Raw genomic sequence first — 17,893 nt, forward strand, 5'->3', positions numbered from 1 at the left:
TGAGATGGACAGTTTAGATTTCAGCTTTCAATACGTCTTCACCCATCGTGATTTCACCCAATTTCACAGGCAAAACCTCCTTGTAATCAGCCGTATTGGTAACAACCATAGCGGTTGTAATGTCATATTCTTTTGCAATCTCAGCCAGTTCAAATGTGAGTAACTTGTCTCCAGCCTGTACACGTGCTCCTGTAGCAACATGTGCATCGAAGTACTGTCCGCGCAGCTTCACTGTGTTAATTCCAACATGAATCAGCAATTCCATTCCGTTATCACTGCGGACAACGATCGCATGTTTCGTTTTGAACACATTCATGATGGTACCTGTCACTGGAGAAACCAATTCGCCTACCGTTGGAACAAATGCTACACCTTTACCCATCAATTCATCACCGAATGTTGGATCGTTGACTTCTTTGAGCGGGATCGACTTACCTGTCATCGGGGCAACGGCTACCGCATCACTTGTTGGTTCTGGAGCGCCCATGTCGTCCACGTTCACGCTTGCAGCATCGCTGGAAGCTACTTTCGCTGGTGCTGTAGAAGCGCCTGGTGAGAATTGAGCCAACGCCTCAGCGTCTCCTTCTTCTTCTTTGATACCGAATATTGTAGACATGATTGCACCCACAACAAAGGCAAGAGCCATGCCACTTAGAGAATACCAAAACATCTCTCCGACCAAGGAGGGTAGACCTGGGAGACCACCGTTACCCGCAAGCACATACGCTTTCGCACCAAAAGCAAGGGCGAATCCGCCACCTACTGCACTACCAATCATCGCTGCTGCGAATGGTTTTTTGTATTTCATGTTAACCCCATACATAGCCGGCTCCGTTACACCCATCAGCGCTGTAAAGCTCGTGGACAACGCCACCGTTTTGAGTTTTTCATCTTTTGCCCGGAAGAATACGCCGAGTGTTGCACCAGCCTGACCCATATTGGAGATAAAGGTCAATGGTAAGAATTTATCGAAGCCCAGTGTAGCGATATTACTCAGGATGATTGGCACAAGTGCATAGTGCATTCCTGTCATAATAATAAGCGCCATCGCGCCGCCAAGAACAATACCTGCAATCAATCCGCCTTCATTCAGAAGCCAGTTGATGCCGCCAGACAATCCGTTACCTACAAATGTACCCAATGGACCGATCGCAATCAGCGTTACCGGAACCATGACAAGCAAGGTAATCAGAGGTACAAGCAATAGCTTGAGCGCAGCAGGGATAACGCGGTCAACCCATTTCTCAACATAAGACATCAACCATACTGCAAGAAGAATTGGGATGACTGATGAAGCATACGTAACAGCTGTTACCGGGATACCAAGAAAGGCAACCGCTTGTTTACCATTGAGCAACTCTGTCATATCCGGTACCATCAGTGCGGTACCTAGTGCAATCGCAACAAACGGGTTGCTGCCGAATTTACGAGCAGCGCTGACTGCAATCAGTAAAGGCAGGTAGTGGAATACGCCGTCACCGATGGCTGAAAGAATACGATACGTATCCGTTCCAGCAGACATCCAACCCAAGGACACGAACAGGGCCAGTAATCCTTTAAGCATACCTGCCGCTGTAATCGCTGGGAGCATCGGAGCAAAGACACCTGCTATTGTTTCAAAAATCTTCAGCACTACATTTTGTTTTTTATCCGACTTTGGCTCTTTATTTTCTGTACTTTGCTGGATTGCCGGATGTTCCTTCACCATAGCATCGAATACTTTTGCCACGTCATTACCGATAATGACTTGGAATTGATCGCCGGAAATATTTGTTCCCATGACCTTATCCAATTTCTTGAGTGAGCCATTATCGACTTTATCGTTACTCTTCAAATCAAAGCGCAATCGAGTAACGCAATGATACACCGAGTTAATATTGTTTGTTCCCCCAACGGCTTTGATGATTTCCTGTGCCGTTTCCTGATGTTTCATGATATTTTCCTCCTCATTTTTCCAATAAAAAATACCCGAATGAATACAGCGCACATTGATGGCGCCATCTCATTCGGGTATTGCCTGATTGAACAGTAACAAGCCCATAGGATATCCAGTTGTGATTTGATTCTATTGCGTGGACTTTATACGTCCCGCTTGGTTTTCATCAGACGTTCCAGATGGAGCGTTAGATATAACTGCTCAGAGTGAGTCATGTCATACTGATAATTCTTATGGATAAAAGTCTCGATCTTGCCAATACATTTGAATGTCTCCGGATAGTTTTTCCGAACCACTTCATATAAATACTCCTCGGCATCATCATGTGAAGAATGGGTAATGACACGCTGACAGAAATATTTCAAATGGGTAATGAAGCGGAAATAGTTGACGCTATCTTCATCCAATTCGACGTTGAAGTGATATTTGATGATATTCATAATCTCCTGCAACAGCTGCATCAGATGAGTGACATCGTTCATGGAATCATTCACTTCCGCATTGATGAAATGTAATGCAATATTACAGATCTCATCTTTGGGAAACTCAATATCCAGTCTTTCCTTCAGCAAGGTCAGTGCTTCTTTGGCCACATCATACTCCGCCTTATAGAAATGCTGAACTTCCCAAGAAAGTGGATTTCGAGTAATCATTCCTTTTTCCAAGCGTTGAACAGCAAAGTGAATGTGATCAGACAGCGAGACATAGATCCCGTCACTGATGGTTTTGTTCAATTGCGTTCGTGCCAGTGTCACGATATCATCTGTTGCCTGCAGAATCTCAATCGGCACTTCAGCTACGATGGATTTGAATTTCTCATAAATCGATGCATCCTGAAGACGAAATATCTTCTCAATCCGCTCTTCATCAATCTCATCGCCTGCCTTGAACTTAAATCCGATTCCCCGGCCGAGGATCAGTAGTTCCTGATTTTTGTCATCCACGGTACTGACAATATTGTTATTAAATATCTGTTTAATAATCATTCTGGACCCACCTGGTTTTTTTTGAGGAATAAAAAAGGGCAAAACCAAAACAGAAATAATAAAATCATTTCCATAGTGGTTTTGCCCGCATTACCGGTAACAAGCCTCGGATCTAATTTATCATAACCTGAAAACGGTGTCAACCAAAATTACTGCTACTGCTATTCCACCACTTCATTCCCTTACTTGAGTCATTTCCCTATGCTTCCACGTTTAAGGGCACATATGTTTAAGTATTCACATGTTGATGCAGTTTCAAACGGCGTCATCCAACAACTCATCACTTGCTTTGAACAAAAAAAGACCCTTCTTTCGAAGGGCCTTTCATCATTGCTGGAAGGTCACATTAATCTGTACAATCTCCGAACGACTGCTTGTGCGAATCGGAGGCCCCCAGAAGCCAAATCCTGACGTTACAATGGAGTGCATGGAGCCTTTTTGCAGATAACCCCAATCATTCTCATAAATAGCCTGTGTGATGAACTGAGCCGGTGCGATCTGACCACGGTGGGTGTGACCAGATACGACCAGATCTACATTGTTTTGCTCCGCAATATCCAGATCATATGGCTGGTGATCCATCATAAGTACTGGTTGACTCAAGTCCGTATTTTGCATTAATGTGGCTACTTCTGCACGATCCTTCTCTGTCCGGTCTTTCCGTCCAATGAGGGTGATCTTGTCATCCAAGACGATCTTGTCATCGTACAAAACTTGCATGTTGCTCTTCTCCAGCGCAGCAATCAGATCTTCAATCGGACCATCGAACTTGTCGTGATTCCCGAGTGAAGCATAGACGCCGTATGGAGCCTGAATGTCACTGATAATGTCGGCAATTCCGCTATTGAGGTACATATCCAGATTGTCATCAATAATATCTCCAGGATACAGCACCAGATCCGGCTTCACAGCATTAATTTCCTCCACCATGCGTTTCGCATGTGCAGGGCCAGACAGAAGTCCAAAGTGCATATCGGCAGCCATGACAATATTAAGCTTGTCCACACCTTCTACTTTTTTATCAATCTGAATGTTATACGTTCTCACTACCGGGCTATAGGCGTTGAAGATTCCATAACCCATTGTGGACACCAACAGCACCAGTGTAACGACTCCTGCCCATTTCTGTGTGTGATGTCTAGGAATGCGGGTTAATCTCAGTAGCCACATCGTCAAGTGAATGACTGGCAAGATCAGCAATAACAACGAGAAGATCGCCAGCCAGTAGGAACCAATGATACTAAGAAACGAAATGCTTCCAAATACTCGTGCCAGAATGAAGGAAACGGCAAGGAATACAAGCGCTATGATATAAAACCACCGGAATCTGGCGGACACGACAGGTTTCATCCAACTCCACCCGCTCCAGCCTATGTAGAACACTAATAAACCGTATACGACCAAAAACAATATACCCGCTAATACAAACATGCCCGGTCTAACCTCCACGTCAATAAGTTGTATTCTGAATTTTCATCACGGATGTAGGTCCGTCTGAACAAGTATAACGTAGTTGAAGGGTCAGATCATCTGTTTGCCAAACCCAGATTCGTACATTTTATTACAATTTGATGATATTCAAATTCAAATGTATCAATTTCATAATACCTTTAGCTGCTTCAATCAAGGCTAGATATAGATCAAAACGGTTCAATTTGTCTATATCTAGTTTCAACACTCGATTTTAGTAAGTTATGAAAATGATTCGAACCATTAACGGGAAAAAGCACCCTTGCAGGTACCATGAAGTTAAATTCATGAATGACTGCAAGAATGCTATATATTTCGAATTAAAATTACTCGTTAGTGTCCATCCACTGGAAGTGGAATGAACCTTCTTTGTCCACACGTTTGAATGTGTGAGCACCGAAGTAGTCACGTTGTGCTTGCAGCAAGTTTGCTGGCAAACGCTCTGTACGGTAGCTGTCGTAGTAAGACAGTGCGCTGGAGAATCCAGGTACCGGAATACCTTGTTTTACAGCAGCCGCTACAACTTCACGCCATGCACCTTGATAAGACTCAACGATGTTTTGGAAGTATGGATCCAAGAGCAGGTTTTTGAGTTCTGCGTCTTTGTCATACGCTTCTTTGATGTTTTGCAGGAACTGCGAACGGATGATACAGCCGCCGCGGAAGATCATGGCAATGTTGCCGTATTTCAGGTCCCAACCATACTCATCGGAAGCTGCACGCATTTGTGCAAATCCTTGTGCGTAGGATACGATTTTACTTGCAAACAACGCTTTACGAACGTTCTCGATGAACGCTTTTTTGTCGCCAGAGAATGGTTCAGTTGCTGGTCCATTCAGGATTTTGCTAGCTGCTACACGCTCGTCTTTCATGGCAGACAGGAAACGGGAGAATACGGATTCCGTGATCATGGACAGTGGTACGCCGAGATCCAGCGCGCTTTGGCTTGTCCATTTACCTGTTCCTTTTTGTCCAGCAGCGTCCAGAATAACGTCAACCATTGGTTTGCCTGTTTCAGGATCGTATTTGGAGAAGATATCTGCTGTGATTTCGATCAGGTAGCTGTCCAGTTCCCCTTGATTCCACTCCGTGAAGATCTCATGCAACTCTTCAACGGAAACGTTCAATACGGATTTGAGCAGGTGGTAAGCTTCACCAATTAACTGCATGTCTCCGTACTCGATACCGTTATGCACCATTTTTACATAGTGTCCGGCACCGTCTGGTCCGATATATGTGCTACAAGCGTCATCGCCAACTTTGGCGGAGATCGCTGTCAGGATCGGTTCTACCAACTGATAAGCACTTTCCTGACCACCTGGCATGATAGCCGGGCCTTTCAGTGCGCCTTCTTCACCACCGGATACACCTGCGCCGATGAAGCGGAACCCTTTTTCTTCAAGTTCTTTACTGCGACGTTGTGTGTCAGGGAAGTAAGCATTACCTCCGTCGATAATGATGTCGCCTTGATCCAGATGAGGAAGCAGTTGCTCGATGGTTGCATCTGTCGCTTTACCTGCTTGTACCATGATCAGAATTTTACGCGGAGACTCCAGGGACTCTACGAATTCTTCAATGGTGAACGCACCTGTTAGGTTTTTACCTTCTGCTTCTTTCAGAAGATCGTTCGTTTTCTCCGGGGAACGGTTAAATACCGCTACCGAGAAACCTTTGCTTTCAATATTCAAAGCCAGGTTTTTACCCATTACTGCCAATCCAATAACACCAATCTGTTGTTTACTCATTATGTCCTCCCAATACTCCATTATTTATATAGTAAGTTGAAACGAATGAATGGTTATAGATTATTGTACTGTTTTTTTCCAGTCAGCTGCAAATTTGTCCATACCTTGATCTGTCAGCGGGTGTTTGGAGATTTGTTCAATGACGGAGAATGGAACAGTAGCGATATGTGCTCCCGCCATTGCTACACGTGTAACGTGATCCGGATGTCTTACAGAAGCCGCAATAATCTGAGCATCCAGGTTATGTGTACGGAACAATTCAGCAATTTTGGTAACCAATTGTACGCCATCTTCGGAGATATCATCAAGACGTCCCAGGAATGGGGATACATATGTCGCACCAGCACGAGCAGCCAGAAGCGCCTGGTTCACCGTGAAGATCAACGTTACGTTGGTTTTCACGCCTTTTTTGGTCAAGTAACGGCAAGCTTCAAGTCCTGCAAGTGTCATTGGCAATTTGATCGTAATGTTTTTGTCACTATTGTTGATTTTGATCAATTCATCTGCTTGCGCAATCATCTCTTCAGCAGTAAGGGCATCTGGTGTTACTTCCGCAGAAACGGACTCTACTTCAGGTACCAAACGCAAGATTTCTTCGATACGATCTTCGAATTTCACACCTTCTTTGGCTACCAAAGAAGGGTTCGTCGTTACGCCGGACAATACGCCGATTTTGTATGCTTTTTGGATATCTTCCACGTTAGCTGTATCGATAAAAAATTTCATGATTGAATTACCTCCAGATATTTTTATTATGGTTTAGAGATTGGCATTAACCGCCAAGGGTGTGCTACTTGCAACAACAGACTGCTGATCCGCCGGCTCATCAAACCACCAGTGGTGGCCTTCTTCTTCAAGCATAGCATCAGATTCAGCAGGTCCATAGCTGCCCGCAGGATACAGGTGAAGTGGCAACAGATTTTCCTGGAATGCGTCCAGAATTGGTTGCACCCAAGCCCAGGACAATTCTACTTCATCCCAGTGGGCAAAGAATGTTGGATCACCAAGCAAAGCATCACGAATCAGATTCTCGTAAGCTTCCGCGAGGTCACCTTTATCCGGAGAAAGATCGATATGAACCGGTTTGAATTCACCTTTATTCTCAGGATCACTTGCATTCAGTTGCAATGTCATGCTCTGATCCGGACTCATCTCAATGACGAGCAGGTTTGGCTTGGAACCTTTGTTTTTCAGGACATTCGTCTGGCCAGAAGGTTCTTTGAATTCAATCACGATACGTGTTGATTTCTCCTTCATTCTTTTACCCGTGCGAATGTAAAACGGAACACCACGCCAGAAGAAATCATCAATTTGCAATTTGGCAGCAATGAACGTGTCATTCATCGTATTCTCCGCTACACCCGGTTCAGCAGCATAGGCATTAACCGGTTGGCCTTGAATGTTGCCTGCTGCATACTGTCCACGGATGATGTTTGCACCCACAGTCTGCTTTTGCAATGGCTGGATCGATTCCATGATGTGCTTTTTCTTCAATCCAACCTTTTCGGAAGTACTGTTGTATGGAAGCTGAATCGCCATCATCATGAGCAATTGCAGCATATGATTCTGGAACATGTCTCGCACTGCACCTACATGATCATAATAGGATGCACGTTCTTCGACACCTACAGTCTCATTCGCCGTAATTTGCACGTTTGAAATGTAACGGTTGTTCCATAGTGCCTTCATGATTGGATTACTCTGATGCAACGTCTCCAGACGTTGTACCATCGGTTTGCCCAAGTAATGGTCGATTCGGTAAATCTCTTCTTCCGTGAAGGATTCGCTTAATTTGCGATTGAGGTCTCTTGCGGACTGTAGATCGTGACCAAATGGCTTCTCGATAACAAGACGTTTCCAGCCCTCTGTGGAACCCAGCCCACTTTCTTGAATATTTTCGGCAATCGGTTCGAAGAATTCCGGACCAACCGAGAGATAGAACAAGCGATTGGACGGAATGCCAAGCTCAGCTTCTCTTTGTTCAACTAATCCCAGCAGCTTTATATAATCTTCCTTATGACTTATATTCAATACACTGTAGCGGAAAGCTTTCACAAATGACTTCACAACTTCAGGATCAGCCTGGCGTCTGGAAAATTCATTTAATGATTTTTCCACTTGTGCCTGAAAGAATTCATCAGACCACTCTCTACGCCCCAGACCAATCAATGAGAAGGTTTCCGGAAGCTTCTGCTCAAGATATAAGTTATATAAGGCAGGATATATTTTTCTTTTGGCTAAATCGCCAGTAGCACCAAATAAAACAATGGTAGTTGGTTCCATCTCACCGTTCTCCTTCCAAGTAACTCTGGTTTCTTTGTTGTAGTTACACTATAATACGTTTTATAGCCATACAAGTAATTAATATATTTCACAGGAGCTATAGACCACATCTATGACAACAAATTACGAACTATATAAAGTCTTTTACTGGGCTGCCAAAACGGGAAGTTTGACACAGGCTGCGAAAGCACTGTATATCACTCAACCCAGCGTCAGTCATGCCATCAAGCAGTTGGAAGAGAGCTTTGGTCTTACTTTGTTTTATCGAAATTCCAAGGGTGTTGCGTTGACACAGGAAGGTGTCAGTCTATACTCCTATATTGAACAATCCCAGATTTTGATCTCGCTTGCGGAAGAAAAAATGGCCGCACTGAAGAACCTCGACAATGGTGAATTGAGGATCGGCGGAAGTGATTCCCTGTTCAAGCATTACATGCTGGCATACCTTGAGGAATTCCACACCTTATACCCTAACATCAAGCTACATCTTAGTCATGGAACTACGCCGGAAGTCATTACGTTTCTGAAAGAAGGTAAGATCGATCTTGGTGTTGTTCGCATGCCCATTGTTGATCCACAACTCGAAGTCAGGGAAAGTATTCAGTTGAAAGACTGCTTTGTAGCCGGGGAACGTTATGCTCAGTTGAAAGGTAAAGTCATGACACTTGAGATGCTTCTTGAGCATCAACTGATCCTCTTCTCCCGGAATAGCCGGGTTCGGATGGCTATAACCGAGTTGTTTAACAGCTATAATTACACGCTGAAGCCGGAGATTGAGGTCGGTAGCGTTGATCTGCTGATTGAATTTGCGCGTCGGGGACTGGGGATCTCCTATGTTACCCGTGAATTTATCTCCAAAGAGCTGGAGGAAGGTTCTCTCTTTGAGATTCAGCTTGATGTCCCACTCCCCCCTTCCCATGTGGGGATAATGACCAAACGCAATATGCCGATTTCTCTGGCGGCCAACCGGTTTATGGATCTCATTTTCAAAGCCTGAGTGACCACCGTGTCAAAAGGTACAACGAAGAGCCCCACCGTCCAGTTATGGATGATGAGGCTCTTTGATCTGCATAATGCTTATCTAAAGATTAATGACTCACCAGATAGGAAGCGTCCAATATCAGGGCAACCTTACCATTACCCAGAATCGTTGCGCCAGACAGATGATTCATCGCACCCAGATACGTACCCAGCGTTTTAATCACAACTTCCTGATTCCCAATGATCTCATCTACTGCGTATGCTGCAATTTTGTCCACGGAACGCACGATTACTAGTGGAATGGTTTTGGATTTGCGGTCCGTTCGTGGATAGTTCAATTTATCACACAGTCTGTGAAAAGGTACAATACGACCATGATTCAGAATCGCTTGTTGCCCTTGGATCATCTGAATATCTTCAGGTGAAATTCGAACGATCTCTGCGACGTTGTACATCGGCAAGATCAGAACACGACCCGATACTTTGACTAACAGACCTTTAATAATCGCCAAAGTAAGCGGTAGACGAATCGTAAACGTGGTGCCCACACCAACCTCCGTATCAATATCAATGATACCGTTGAGTCGTCCGATCTGACTACGCACGATGTCCATTCCAACGCCGCGTCCTGATACTTCACTGACAGAAGAAGCTGTTGAGAAACCAGGCTCAAATATGAGATGCACAGCTTCCTGTGTCGTTAGGCGCGCAGCCTGTTCCTCACTAATAATACCTTTGCCCAAAGCGGAAGCCTTGATCTTCTCACCATCGATGCCTTTGCCATCATCTGAATAACGAATGACGACATGATTTTCTTCGTGAAATGAGGTTAAGGTAATACGGCCTTTGGACGGCTTACCGTGCTCTGCTCGAACCTCTACACTTTCAATGCCATGATCCGCACTGTTGCGGATGAGATGGATCAGTGGGTCACTCAATTCCTCAATAATCATCCGGTCAAGCTCCGTCTCTCCACCTTGAATGACCAGTTCCAGATCTTTACCCAGCTTTTGCGAAAGGTCACGAACCAATCTCGGGAAGCGGCTGAAGAGTTGATCAATGGGTAACATACGTGTCTTCATGACACCTTCTTGAAGTTCTTTGATCACCCTGCCCATATGATCGGATACACCACTTATGCTCTGGATGAGTGAGGAAGGTTCCTTACGTGCACCCGATCCACTAAGATCTGCAAGGGATGTCTGATCAATTAAAAGCTCCCCAACCAGGTTCATCAAATGATCCAGACGTTCAACACTCACACGAACCGTAGGTTGAGCCGTTTTCACTTTCTCTTCCGGACCAGATGTAGCTGCGGTAGTCACGATTGGTTTCGTTTGCTCTGTTTCAGAGATTAATTCAAGTGGTGCAGAAGTCGCTGCAACCTCATTGGATTCCAGCATATATGGATCAATCTCCAGCATATGAATATCCGAGTCTGAAGACAACTCTGCCTTAAGCTGCTGTGGGTCCTTTGAAGTAGCCGCGATGATGATGAACTGACCATAATGATCGTCTTCATTCTCCGCGCCCGGTTGGCTCTCCATGAGCGAAGTAGCGACAACCGTACCACATATGTCCTCAATTCGTTGTCGCAAAATATGATATCTGGCCGCTTTCATCATGCACTTCTGCTCCAGCACAATGTGAAGGGACAATAACTGTTTGCCTGATACGACTGCCACCTGTGCCACAATCGATTCTGCTGGTTGCAAATAAGGTGCTTTAAGTTTCCCGATTGCTGCCGGGGTCTGAATTAAATCCTTTATTTCTCGGACTACCGCTCGAAAGTCTGCATATGCTTCCCCACGAATGTACTGATCCCGAAGCACCTTCATAGCGTCCAAAGAGCGGAACAACGTATCAATTAGCTCCGAAGTCATCTCTGGTTTTTTCTCCCTAACCCACTCAAGGGCATACTCCACTTCATGCGTGAGGTCGCTTAATTCACGGAAATCCATAGTGGATGCCGATCCCTTGATGGTATGGGCTGCCCGAAACAGTGTCTGAACCAGTTCGACAGAAGGAGTAAGCTCCAATGCCAGCAAAGACTGATCCATACGTTCCAGTTGATCATTCAATTCTTCGATAAAGATGTCACGGTAGGCAGACAAATCCATCATTCGTGTATACCTCCCTAACCGCCCAAAATTTCGTCCAGTTTCAAAATGCCCACAAGCTTGTCTTCCTGTTGACCGACACCATGGAATAACCCTTCACGATTACGGCCATAACCGCCGGTTGGCGGATGTATTTCTGAATATGTGGTGACCTTGTTCACGCGATCCACGATCAAACCAATATATTCATCCTGATATCGAACTACGATAATCCGAGTCGCTCTGGTGTCCGGTTCATCCGGCATACCCAGCAGGTTCCGCAGGCTCATCACACATACAACCTTGCCACGCAGATTGACCACCCCTTTGATCTCTGGACGACTAAATGGGATATCTGTGATGCTCAGCATTTTAATAATTTCGTGGATTTCTTCGATCCGAATGGCGCAAGTCTCTGCACCTACAGACAGTTCAATATATTGTTCCTTCTGAAGTGAAGACATCGATTCACCCTCAATTCAATTTTATTAATTTGTTTTGAAGGCCGCTGCCGAATTCGCCAGTTCTTCCGCCAGATGTGCCAAAGACTGGCATGTTGCCGCTGTCTCTTCAGACGCTGCTGCGGATTCCTCACTGGAAGCCGAGATGGATTCAACTGAACTCATGACCTCTGCGGCTTGAGCTGCTTCTTCTTCACATGCAGCTGCAATTTCGTTTACTTTCTGTGAGGAGTTATTGACCATATCAATGATTTGATCAAATGCCTGTCCCGTCATGGAAGACTGCTCAACACTAGCTGCTACGGCCTGTACGCTTTGTCTCGTGTTTTCCTGCATCGCTTTGATGATGGCTGTAATTTCTTTGGTCGCCTCACCGCTTCGCTCTGCAAGCTTCCGGACTTCATCTGCTACTACGGCGAATCCTCGCCCTTGTTCTCCCGCACGTGCCGCTTCAATGGCTGCATTCAGCGCAAGCAGATTGGTCTGTTCAGCGATATCGTCAATCACTTCAATGATGTCACCGATTTTCCGGGAATCATCTTCTAGCTTGGTCATTTTCGTATTAACAGCTTGCATACCTTCCAATGATGTCTGTACAACAAGTCCACCTTCACGAGCAGTCTTTACGGTATCATTGGACAATTCAGCAGCTTCTTCCGCACTTGCAGCGACAGAGTTAATGGCAAGTGAAAGCTCCTTGAACAATTCCGATATGTTTCCTGCCTCGCTGGATTGGCTTGTGCTCGTACTTGCAATTTCCTGTGTGCTGGCTGAGATCTGTTCCGAAGAAGCGGCAACACTTTGAGAGTTCATCACGATATTGTTGATCAACTCTTTCAGGTTGTCGACCATACGATTCAATGCCGCAGCCAGTTGACCCACTTCATCTTTGCTGGAGATGTCTGACTTGAGGGTCAGATTTCCGCCGGCAACTTCCGTAGCCAGACCCAGCATAGCCATGAGCGGCTTCGAAATGGAGCGAGAGATAATATATCCAATGAGGATACTGAAGAGTACGGATGCAACTACCATAACAATCGTTACTGCAAAGGCATTTGTGTAGGCTTCTTCAGACTTTGTGTTAGCCTGATCTGCCAACGTTACATTAAGATTCACCAAGTCCGCGAGCGTTTTTACAACCTCATCACCAGGTGGTTTCAATGTCCCTTTCAGGAATGTAATAAAAGCTGCATCATCATCTGATACCGCCATAGTGACGCCTTGATCATAAAGTTTCATATAGCTGGTGTATTGGGTATCTAATTTACGAAGCAATTCGGCTTCTTCGGGAGTAGTGGCAAGAGGACGGTACGTAGCAACTCTCTCCTCCATGGATTGACGTATTGTAGCAATATTTTCTGTAATTCTAGTCTGTTCTGCTGCTACCGTTTCGTAATTCAAATCACGTACGTTAACTCGCAATCGCTGATAATCAACCTGAGCAGAAGAGAGCTCTCGAACCGAGATCAGATTGTTGTTGTACATCTCTTGCATCCGTTCATTCGTACTTCTTAATGTAACCACTGAGTAGATTCCAAGGGCCGCAAGGATCATCGACACAATTAAAAACGCTGAGATAATCTTTGTTGCTGTTTTCAAATTTCCAAACCACTTCATGTAATCTCCTCCTAGGCATCGTAGTGTCCAGTTATGTATATAACGCTTGGTAAACCCTTCTCTAGGTCGCGCTCCAGACAACTTACGATTTATTTCGACAGAAATATATCAAAACTGAATAGGGAATTTTTAATTCTATAAATTTGCACTATTACGAATTTTTATTTTAGATATTAAGTTTCTACTATTTTATTAAGTAACTAACTAATTACCTGTTTATTGAAATCAACATTTTCATATATACGAAATTCAGATATTTTTCAAACATATTACATATGATTTATTAGACATAACGCTAGCAAAATGTACGACTTCATTTTTATGATTTGGTAAGATACAATCTTGTAGTTCTTCAGACTAACGAAGATTATAATTTGTTAAAAATTGATGCCTTATTTTCACATATTCACAGTTCAACCCATGACTTAAGTCTAATAATTTGCAACTTTAACTAATGCCTTTGACATACAAAAAAATCAAACCCACCTAAGGTGAGTTTGATTAAATACGTATCAATTCTATGGATTAGCATGAATAAAGCTACGTGCCGTACAACTGCTCCAGTTCGACTAGGCGGTCCTTAATCCGCTGTGGAATAATGTGAAACAACTGGTCCCAAGTCATAAACATTTCCGGTTCCAACAGATACTCTTCAAACGCCATGGAAGGCACGAACGCCTTGGTCTGCAGATAAGTCATTACTTGTGCATCAATCTGCTCATTCGTTTCAAAATACCCACGGAATAAATCATTCACGAGTAACCCATCACATCCGGCTTTGGTACCGGCAGCACTATATAAGTCTGGCAATAATTCAAACACAACTGGCAGCGGTGAGAAAGCATGCTTGCCAGGCTGTGAATACAGACATACATGACGTCCAACCACATTAACTCGATCCTTCAGCAACCCCCGCAGCACTTTACCATGAAAGCTGGCTTCACAGTCCACAACTTCACCGTCATGACCCACATATATCCACACATGTTCCATCTCATACAGATGACCAATCTCATAATCCCACCAGATCGCAAACTCAATTACATATTGAACTGCTTCAGCCGGGAATTGAATATCCCTCTTGAACGAAGGCGATGGTCCTGAACGATCCAGCACAGAAACGCCAACAAAATCAGGATAAAAGGGTTCGTTCCGGTCAAACATCAATACAGGTGCAAAACTCATTGCAGTTTCAAGCATTTCTGTTTCGGACATTGCCATGGTCGGTATCCCCCATTTTCATCGATGTTACAACTATATTAACAGAGAATTGTATAGGTGTTAACGCATAGAATAAGCCCACAACCGAATAAGTTCCAGTTGCAGGCTTGAATGGTTCTATTTTATTAGAGAGGAATTGCCCTAGTCTTTAGATCCTTTGGTTGGTTTGGATGCATTGGATGGTTGGGTAGACAGGTCAGAAACAGCAGTATCACACCCTATTGGAGGGCCCAGAATGGCATCATTTTTAATGGATGCAACGGCTCTGGCATATGCCTCTTCATCCAAACAGTACGCGCGGTGGGCCACCTCCGGCGGTGTAGCTGCCAAGAAATCCGCTCCAAACACAATATCAGGCGTTGGTTGATCAAAGATAGTTAATACATATACATCATCTGTCTCAGCGACAAACCAGTGAAACCAGCCTTTCGGAAAAACCACAACCTGACCTGGTTTCAGACGGTATGTCAATCGTTCACGCGTAAACGGGTTGAATACTGACGCTGTAATTTCACCGGTGATGACCACAACCATCTCCGTGACATTGGTGTGCCAGTGCGGCTGCACAATAATTCCTTTGCTTAAGTACACGTTGAAGAAACCATTTGCAATGGTCGGCAGCTGTTCTCCAAACAACTGGGTTATATAGTTGCGTGAATCCCTCTGATAATTGACAACCGCATTAGAATCGGCAGCTAACGGAACATTCGGAGCTTGCAAAATCGGATCAATCATACGGTTATTTCTCCTCCTTGGCATACATCTCATTGTTGTACTGTATGCGGAGGAAATGCGACTCATACCTGTGTCCGTAGACATCGTTCCTTTTTATAAAAGTATTCAAACAAGTCAGACTCTATCTCAAAATGGAAGTCTCTGAATGGCTTTGATATAATTCATCTATCATTAGTTATACAGGATACTTGGTGCAATAGTAGCTTAGCTTCAATTGGTACAGAACGAAAGGAGCATACCATGATCCCTACTGTTGGAGATATATACTGCGTGTACGTCGAAAAACTACAACAATATGCCGCCTGCCAGGTAACTGGACTCAAAGAAACGGAGGGTAAAACTTCCGACATGCTTGCCTCAGTTCTTCAATTGGATTGGACTGGTGATCAACTGCCTAATGAAACGCAGCTTCATCAGATGAAGCCACTGATCTGTAATTTCTATTTCTGGAATGACAGAGTTGATCATAGTTTCGTGAGTGCTATTGTTCCTTCACAGTATGTGCTTGCAGGCAACCTCCCTCCACTCTTCACCGAGGAAACAAATACGTATGGGGGAGGCTGGCCGATCGGAGAAAAGCTCTATCTCCAGCGTGAATGGGAAGGTATCGATGCGATCCGAAGAGCAGAGTTCAAACAGGCTGTGCATGATGACGAAGAAGTCATGATTGGCGATCGTGTAATGCGGCGCAGTACGAGTACACTCCGCGATTTCAGCCCTAAATCTGAGGAAGACGTAACCGAACTCGCACAGCTACATTGTCTAACACATATTGAGATGAATGGATATACGGAATCGATCTTTCCATTTATAGAGGACAACCCGTTTATTAATGAACTTCATATCATAGATCATGGTCAAACGATTCTGGATATCAGCAAGAGCCACCTGACCAAACTTATTGTGGATGTCAGCGGGTTGAGGGAGTTAATTTTGAACACGAAAATGACGAGTCTGAATTTCACAGGTGAGCTGTCTCCAGATCTGCGTATCGTGGCTCTCAAAGACGGTAAATGCATCACTCTCAATGTTCCATCGGGCCTGCCACAGGTTACGGGTATCTCACGACTTGAAGGCCTGCATATCAGAGATATCACGGAGCTCAATCTGGAGCCACTTGTGCAGTACTATCCAGAGCTTTCAGAATTGAGATTGTGGGGTAAACCCGGCAATGTATCCAATATAGAAACGATTCAGCAGTGGGCAAATTTGCAAACCTTCACTACATATGACCTGTTCGGCTTCAATGGTAAACAATTCCCTGATCCAGAGCAATTTCCGGAATTGACTAGGCTGTGGCTAACCAGCCTGCCTGCCGATGCAGCCAAGTCGATCAAAACAAAATATAAAAAATTAGCCGCTGCCGGACTTGATGTGGAAATCACCAAAGCACGCAAACCGGAATGGCTTGCCGAGAACCTGAACAACCCGTTTCGGGATTGGGATGGGAGGGACCACATCAAGGCAGCACACGCGAAAAAAGCAGCTCAATTGTACAAGCAGTGCTTGAAGGAAATCCGTCAATTAAGTCAAAATTGCAACAATCAGGAAGCTATACACAAACAGCTCGTCTCCATGGTTGAGAACTACACACAGACCTTCAACAAGATGGATGCCAAGACTGGCTTTATTGAAACTGTTGAGCGGGAAGAGATTTATGTTGTTCTAACCGAGTTACTGGATCAGTTGAATGAGCAATTGGAACTGCGTCAAGATGATTTGATTAAGGTCAATCACGAGGAATTGTATGAGGTATTTGATCGTTTGAGAGATTTTTAAGTTCTAAATTGATATGATAAAAGCCTGACTCCACTGGAATCAGGCTTAACTCTTTCTCGTATCCACCCTGAATCGTTTTAAGTTGCTACAACTGTTGTTCCGCAATACTCGCAATCCGTTGATTGCTTAGGAAGCACTTTTGCTTTTGCCCCACATCCCGGGCAACTCACTGAAATAGGCCTTTGTGGCTCTTCAACTTTTTCTTCGGCTTTCTCTTCAGCGTTTTCCTTGTCTGAAAAATTGATCTCTGTATAGTTAATAGTATTATGACTACTGTAACTCACGGTGTTGCTATTGTAGCTTGAATAAGTACGTGGATTCGCATTTTCGCGATCAAGATGACCTCCATAGTCTCCTCCATAAAAGTTTCGTTCAGGGCCACGCTTTTTCTTAACAAGTTTTTTCCTAAGCAATTTAATACCAAAAAACAAAAATAAAAATTCAACGATAATAATTTCAACTACAAGAACTATATTCAATTGATCTACGATATTCTCTTCCATAAGTAATCGTATGGGTATAGCAATGGCATAAAACATGAAAAAGAGTCCAAATAACTTCCTTAACAACACGATTCCTC

Annotated in this window: 14 protein-coding genes; 2 read left to right on the forward strand and 12 right to left on the reverse strand. The window is 44.3% G+C overall.

Annotated elements, in window-relative coordinates; all coding sequences use genetic code 11:
• Nucleotides 1-13: 13 nt before the first annotated feature.
• The 6 genes from OM416_RS03925 to zwf all read right to left on the reverse strand — a co-directional run bounded on the left by OM416_RS03925 (nt 14) and on the right by zwf (nt 8,420).
• Nucleotides 14-1,933, reverse strand: coding sequence for a beta-glucoside-specific PTS transporter subunit IIABC (locus tag OM416_RS03925; RefSeq protein ID WP_264927202.1), 1,920 nt, complete (start codon nt 1,931-1,933; stop codon nt 14-16).
• Nucleotides 1,934-2,079: 146 nt separating this feature from the next.
• Nucleotides 2,080-2,922: a BglG family transcription antiterminator LicT gene (gene licT / locus OM416_RS03930; RefSeq protein WP_264927204.1), complete on the reverse strand. Its 843-nt coding sequence runs from the start codon at nt 2,920-2,922 to the stop codon at nt 2,080-2,082.
• A 327-nt stretch (nt 2,923-3,249) separates the two neighbouring features.
• Nucleotides 3,250-4,353 (reverse strand): metallophosphoesterase, encoded by a 1,104-nt coding sequence (locus OM416_RS03935; protein WP_264927205.1) that lies wholly within the window; start codon nt 4,351-4,353, stop codon nt 3,250-3,252.
• Nucleotides 4,354-4,718: 365 nt separating this feature from the next.
• On the reverse strand, nt 4,719-6,137 hold the full coding sequence (gene gndA, locus OM416_RS03940; RefSeq protein WP_264927207.1) for an NADP-dependent phosphogluconate dehydrogenase: 1,419 nt from the start codon (nt 6,135-6,137) through the stop codon (nt 4,719-4,721).
• Between the two features lie 60 nt (nt 6,138-6,197).
• Nucleotides 6,198-6,863, reverse strand: coding sequence for a fructose-6-phosphate aldolase (fsa, locus tag OM416_RS03945; protein WP_036613461.1), 666 nt, complete (start codon nt 6,861-6,863; stop codon nt 6,198-6,200).
• A gap of 33 nt (nt 6,864-6,896) precedes the next feature.
• Nucleotides 6,897-8,420, reverse strand: coding sequence for a glucose-6-phosphate dehydrogenase (gene zwf / locus OM416_RS03950; RefSeq protein WP_264927210.1), 1,524 nt, complete (start codon nt 8,418-8,420; stop codon nt 6,897-6,899).
• Between the two features lie 112 nt (nt 8,421-8,532).
• Between zwf and OM416_RS03955 the strand changes: the two genes are divergently transcribed.
• On the forward strand, nt 8,533-9,417 hold the full coding sequence (locus OM416_RS03955) for a LysR family transcriptional regulator (protein WP_062835045.1): 885 nt from the start codon (nt 8,533-8,535) through the stop codon (nt 9,415-9,417).
• Between the two features lie 91 nt (nt 9,418-9,508).
• Here OM416_RS03955 and OM416_RS03960 read toward each other — a convergent pair whose 3' ends face one another.
• From OM416_RS03960 to OM416_RS03980, 5 genes are all read right to left on the reverse strand, one after another.
• Complete coding sequence (locus OM416_RS03960) at nt 9,509-11,524, reverse strand: chemotaxis protein CheA (protein ID WP_264927212.1); 2,016 nt, start codon at nt 11,522-11,524, stop codon at nt 9,509-9,511.
• Between the two features lie 14 nt (nt 11,525-11,538).
• Nucleotides 11,539-11,964: a chemotaxis protein CheW gene (locus OM416_RS03965; RefSeq protein ID WP_264927214.1), complete on the reverse strand. Its 426-nt coding sequence runs from the start codon at nt 11,962-11,964 to the stop codon at nt 11,539-11,541.
• 24 nt (nt 11,965-11,988) lie between these two features.
• On the reverse strand, nt 11,989-13,578 hold the full coding sequence (locus tag OM416_RS03970; RefSeq protein WP_264927216.1) for a methyl-accepting chemotaxis protein: 1,590 nt from the start codon (nt 13,576-13,578) through the stop codon (nt 11,989-11,991).
• A 540-nt stretch (nt 13,579-14,118) separates the two neighbouring features.
• Nucleotides 14,119-14,799: a hypothetical protein gene (locus OM416_RS03975; RefSeq protein WP_062835049.1), complete on the reverse strand. Its 681-nt coding sequence runs from the start codon at nt 14,797-14,799 to the stop codon at nt 14,119-14,121.
• Between the two features lie 141 nt (nt 14,800-14,940).
• Nucleotides 14,941-15,534 (reverse strand): cupin domain-containing protein, encoded by a 594-nt coding sequence (locus OM416_RS03980; RefSeq protein WP_062835050.1) that lies wholly within the window; start codon nt 15,532-15,534, stop codon nt 14,941-14,943.
• A gap of 270 nt (nt 15,535-15,804) precedes the next feature.
• On the opposite strand from OM416_RS03980, the gene OM416_RS03985 reads away from it, so the two are divergent.
• Nucleotides 15,805-17,313, forward strand: coding sequence for a hypothetical protein (locus OM416_RS03985; protein ID WP_264927219.1), 1,509 nt, complete (start codon nt 15,805-15,807; stop codon nt 17,311-17,313).
• A gap of 77 nt (nt 17,314-17,390) precedes the next feature.
• On the opposite strand, the gene OM416_RS03990 is transcribed toward OM416_RS03985, so the two are convergent.
• Nucleotides 17,391-17,882 (reverse strand): hypothetical protein, encoded by a 492-nt coding sequence (locus tag OM416_RS03990; RefSeq protein ID WP_264927221.1) that lies wholly within the window; start codon nt 17,880-17,882, stop codon nt 17,391-17,393.
• Nucleotides 17,883-17,893: the final 11 nt, after the last annotated feature.

The sequence above is a fragment of the Paenibacillus sp. LS1 genome (genome assembly GCF_026013365.1).
Lineage (GTDB): Bacteria > Bacillota > Bacilli > Paenibacillales > Paenibacillaceae > Paenibacillus.

Coding starts and splice junctions, on each gene's coding strand:
- OM416_RS03935 (WP_264927205.1), bottom strand. CDS start 4,353: ATGTTTGTATTAGCGGGTATATTGTTTTTGGTCGTATACGGTTTATTA.
- OM416_RS03965 (WP_264927214.1), bottom strand. CDS start 11,964: ATGTCTTCACTTCAGAAGGAACAATATATTGAACTGTCTGTAGGTGCA.
- OM416_RS03955 (WP_062835045.1), top strand. CDS start 8,533: ATGACAACAAATTACGAACTATATAAAGTCTTTTACTGGGCTGCCAAA.
- licT (WP_264927204.1), bottom strand. CDS start 2,922: ATGATTATTAAACAGATATTTAATAACAATATTGTCAGTACCGTGGAT.
- gndA (WP_264927207.1), bottom strand. CDS start 6,137: ATGAGTAAACAACAGATTGGTGTTATTGGATTGGCAGTAATGGGTAAA.
- OM416_RS03960 (WP_264927212.1), bottom strand. CDS start 11,524: ATGATGGATTTGTCTGCCTACCGTGACATCTTTATCGAAGAATTGAAT.
- OM416_RS03980 (WP_062835050.1), bottom strand. CDS start 15,534: ATGATTGATCCGATTTTGCAAGCTCCGAATGTTCCGTTAGCTGCCGAT.
- OM416_RS03975 (WP_062835049.1), bottom strand. CDS start 14,799: ATGGCAATGTCCGAAACAGAAATGCTTGAAACTGCAATGAGTTTTGCA.
- OM416_RS03925 (WP_264927202.1), bottom strand. CDS start 1,933: ATGAAACATCAGGAAACGGCACAGGAAATCATCAAAGCCGTTGGGGGA.
- OM416_RS03970 (WP_264927216.1), bottom strand. CDS start 13,578: ATGAAGTGGTTTGGAAATTTGAAAACAGCAACAAAGATTATCTCAGCG.
- fsa (WP_036613461.1), bottom strand. CDS start 6,863: ATGAAATTTTTTATCGATACAGCTAACGTGGAAGATATCCAAAAAGCA.
- zwf (WP_264927210.1), bottom strand. CDS start 8,420: ATGGAACCAACTACCATTGTTTTATTTGGTGCTACTGGCGATTTAGCC.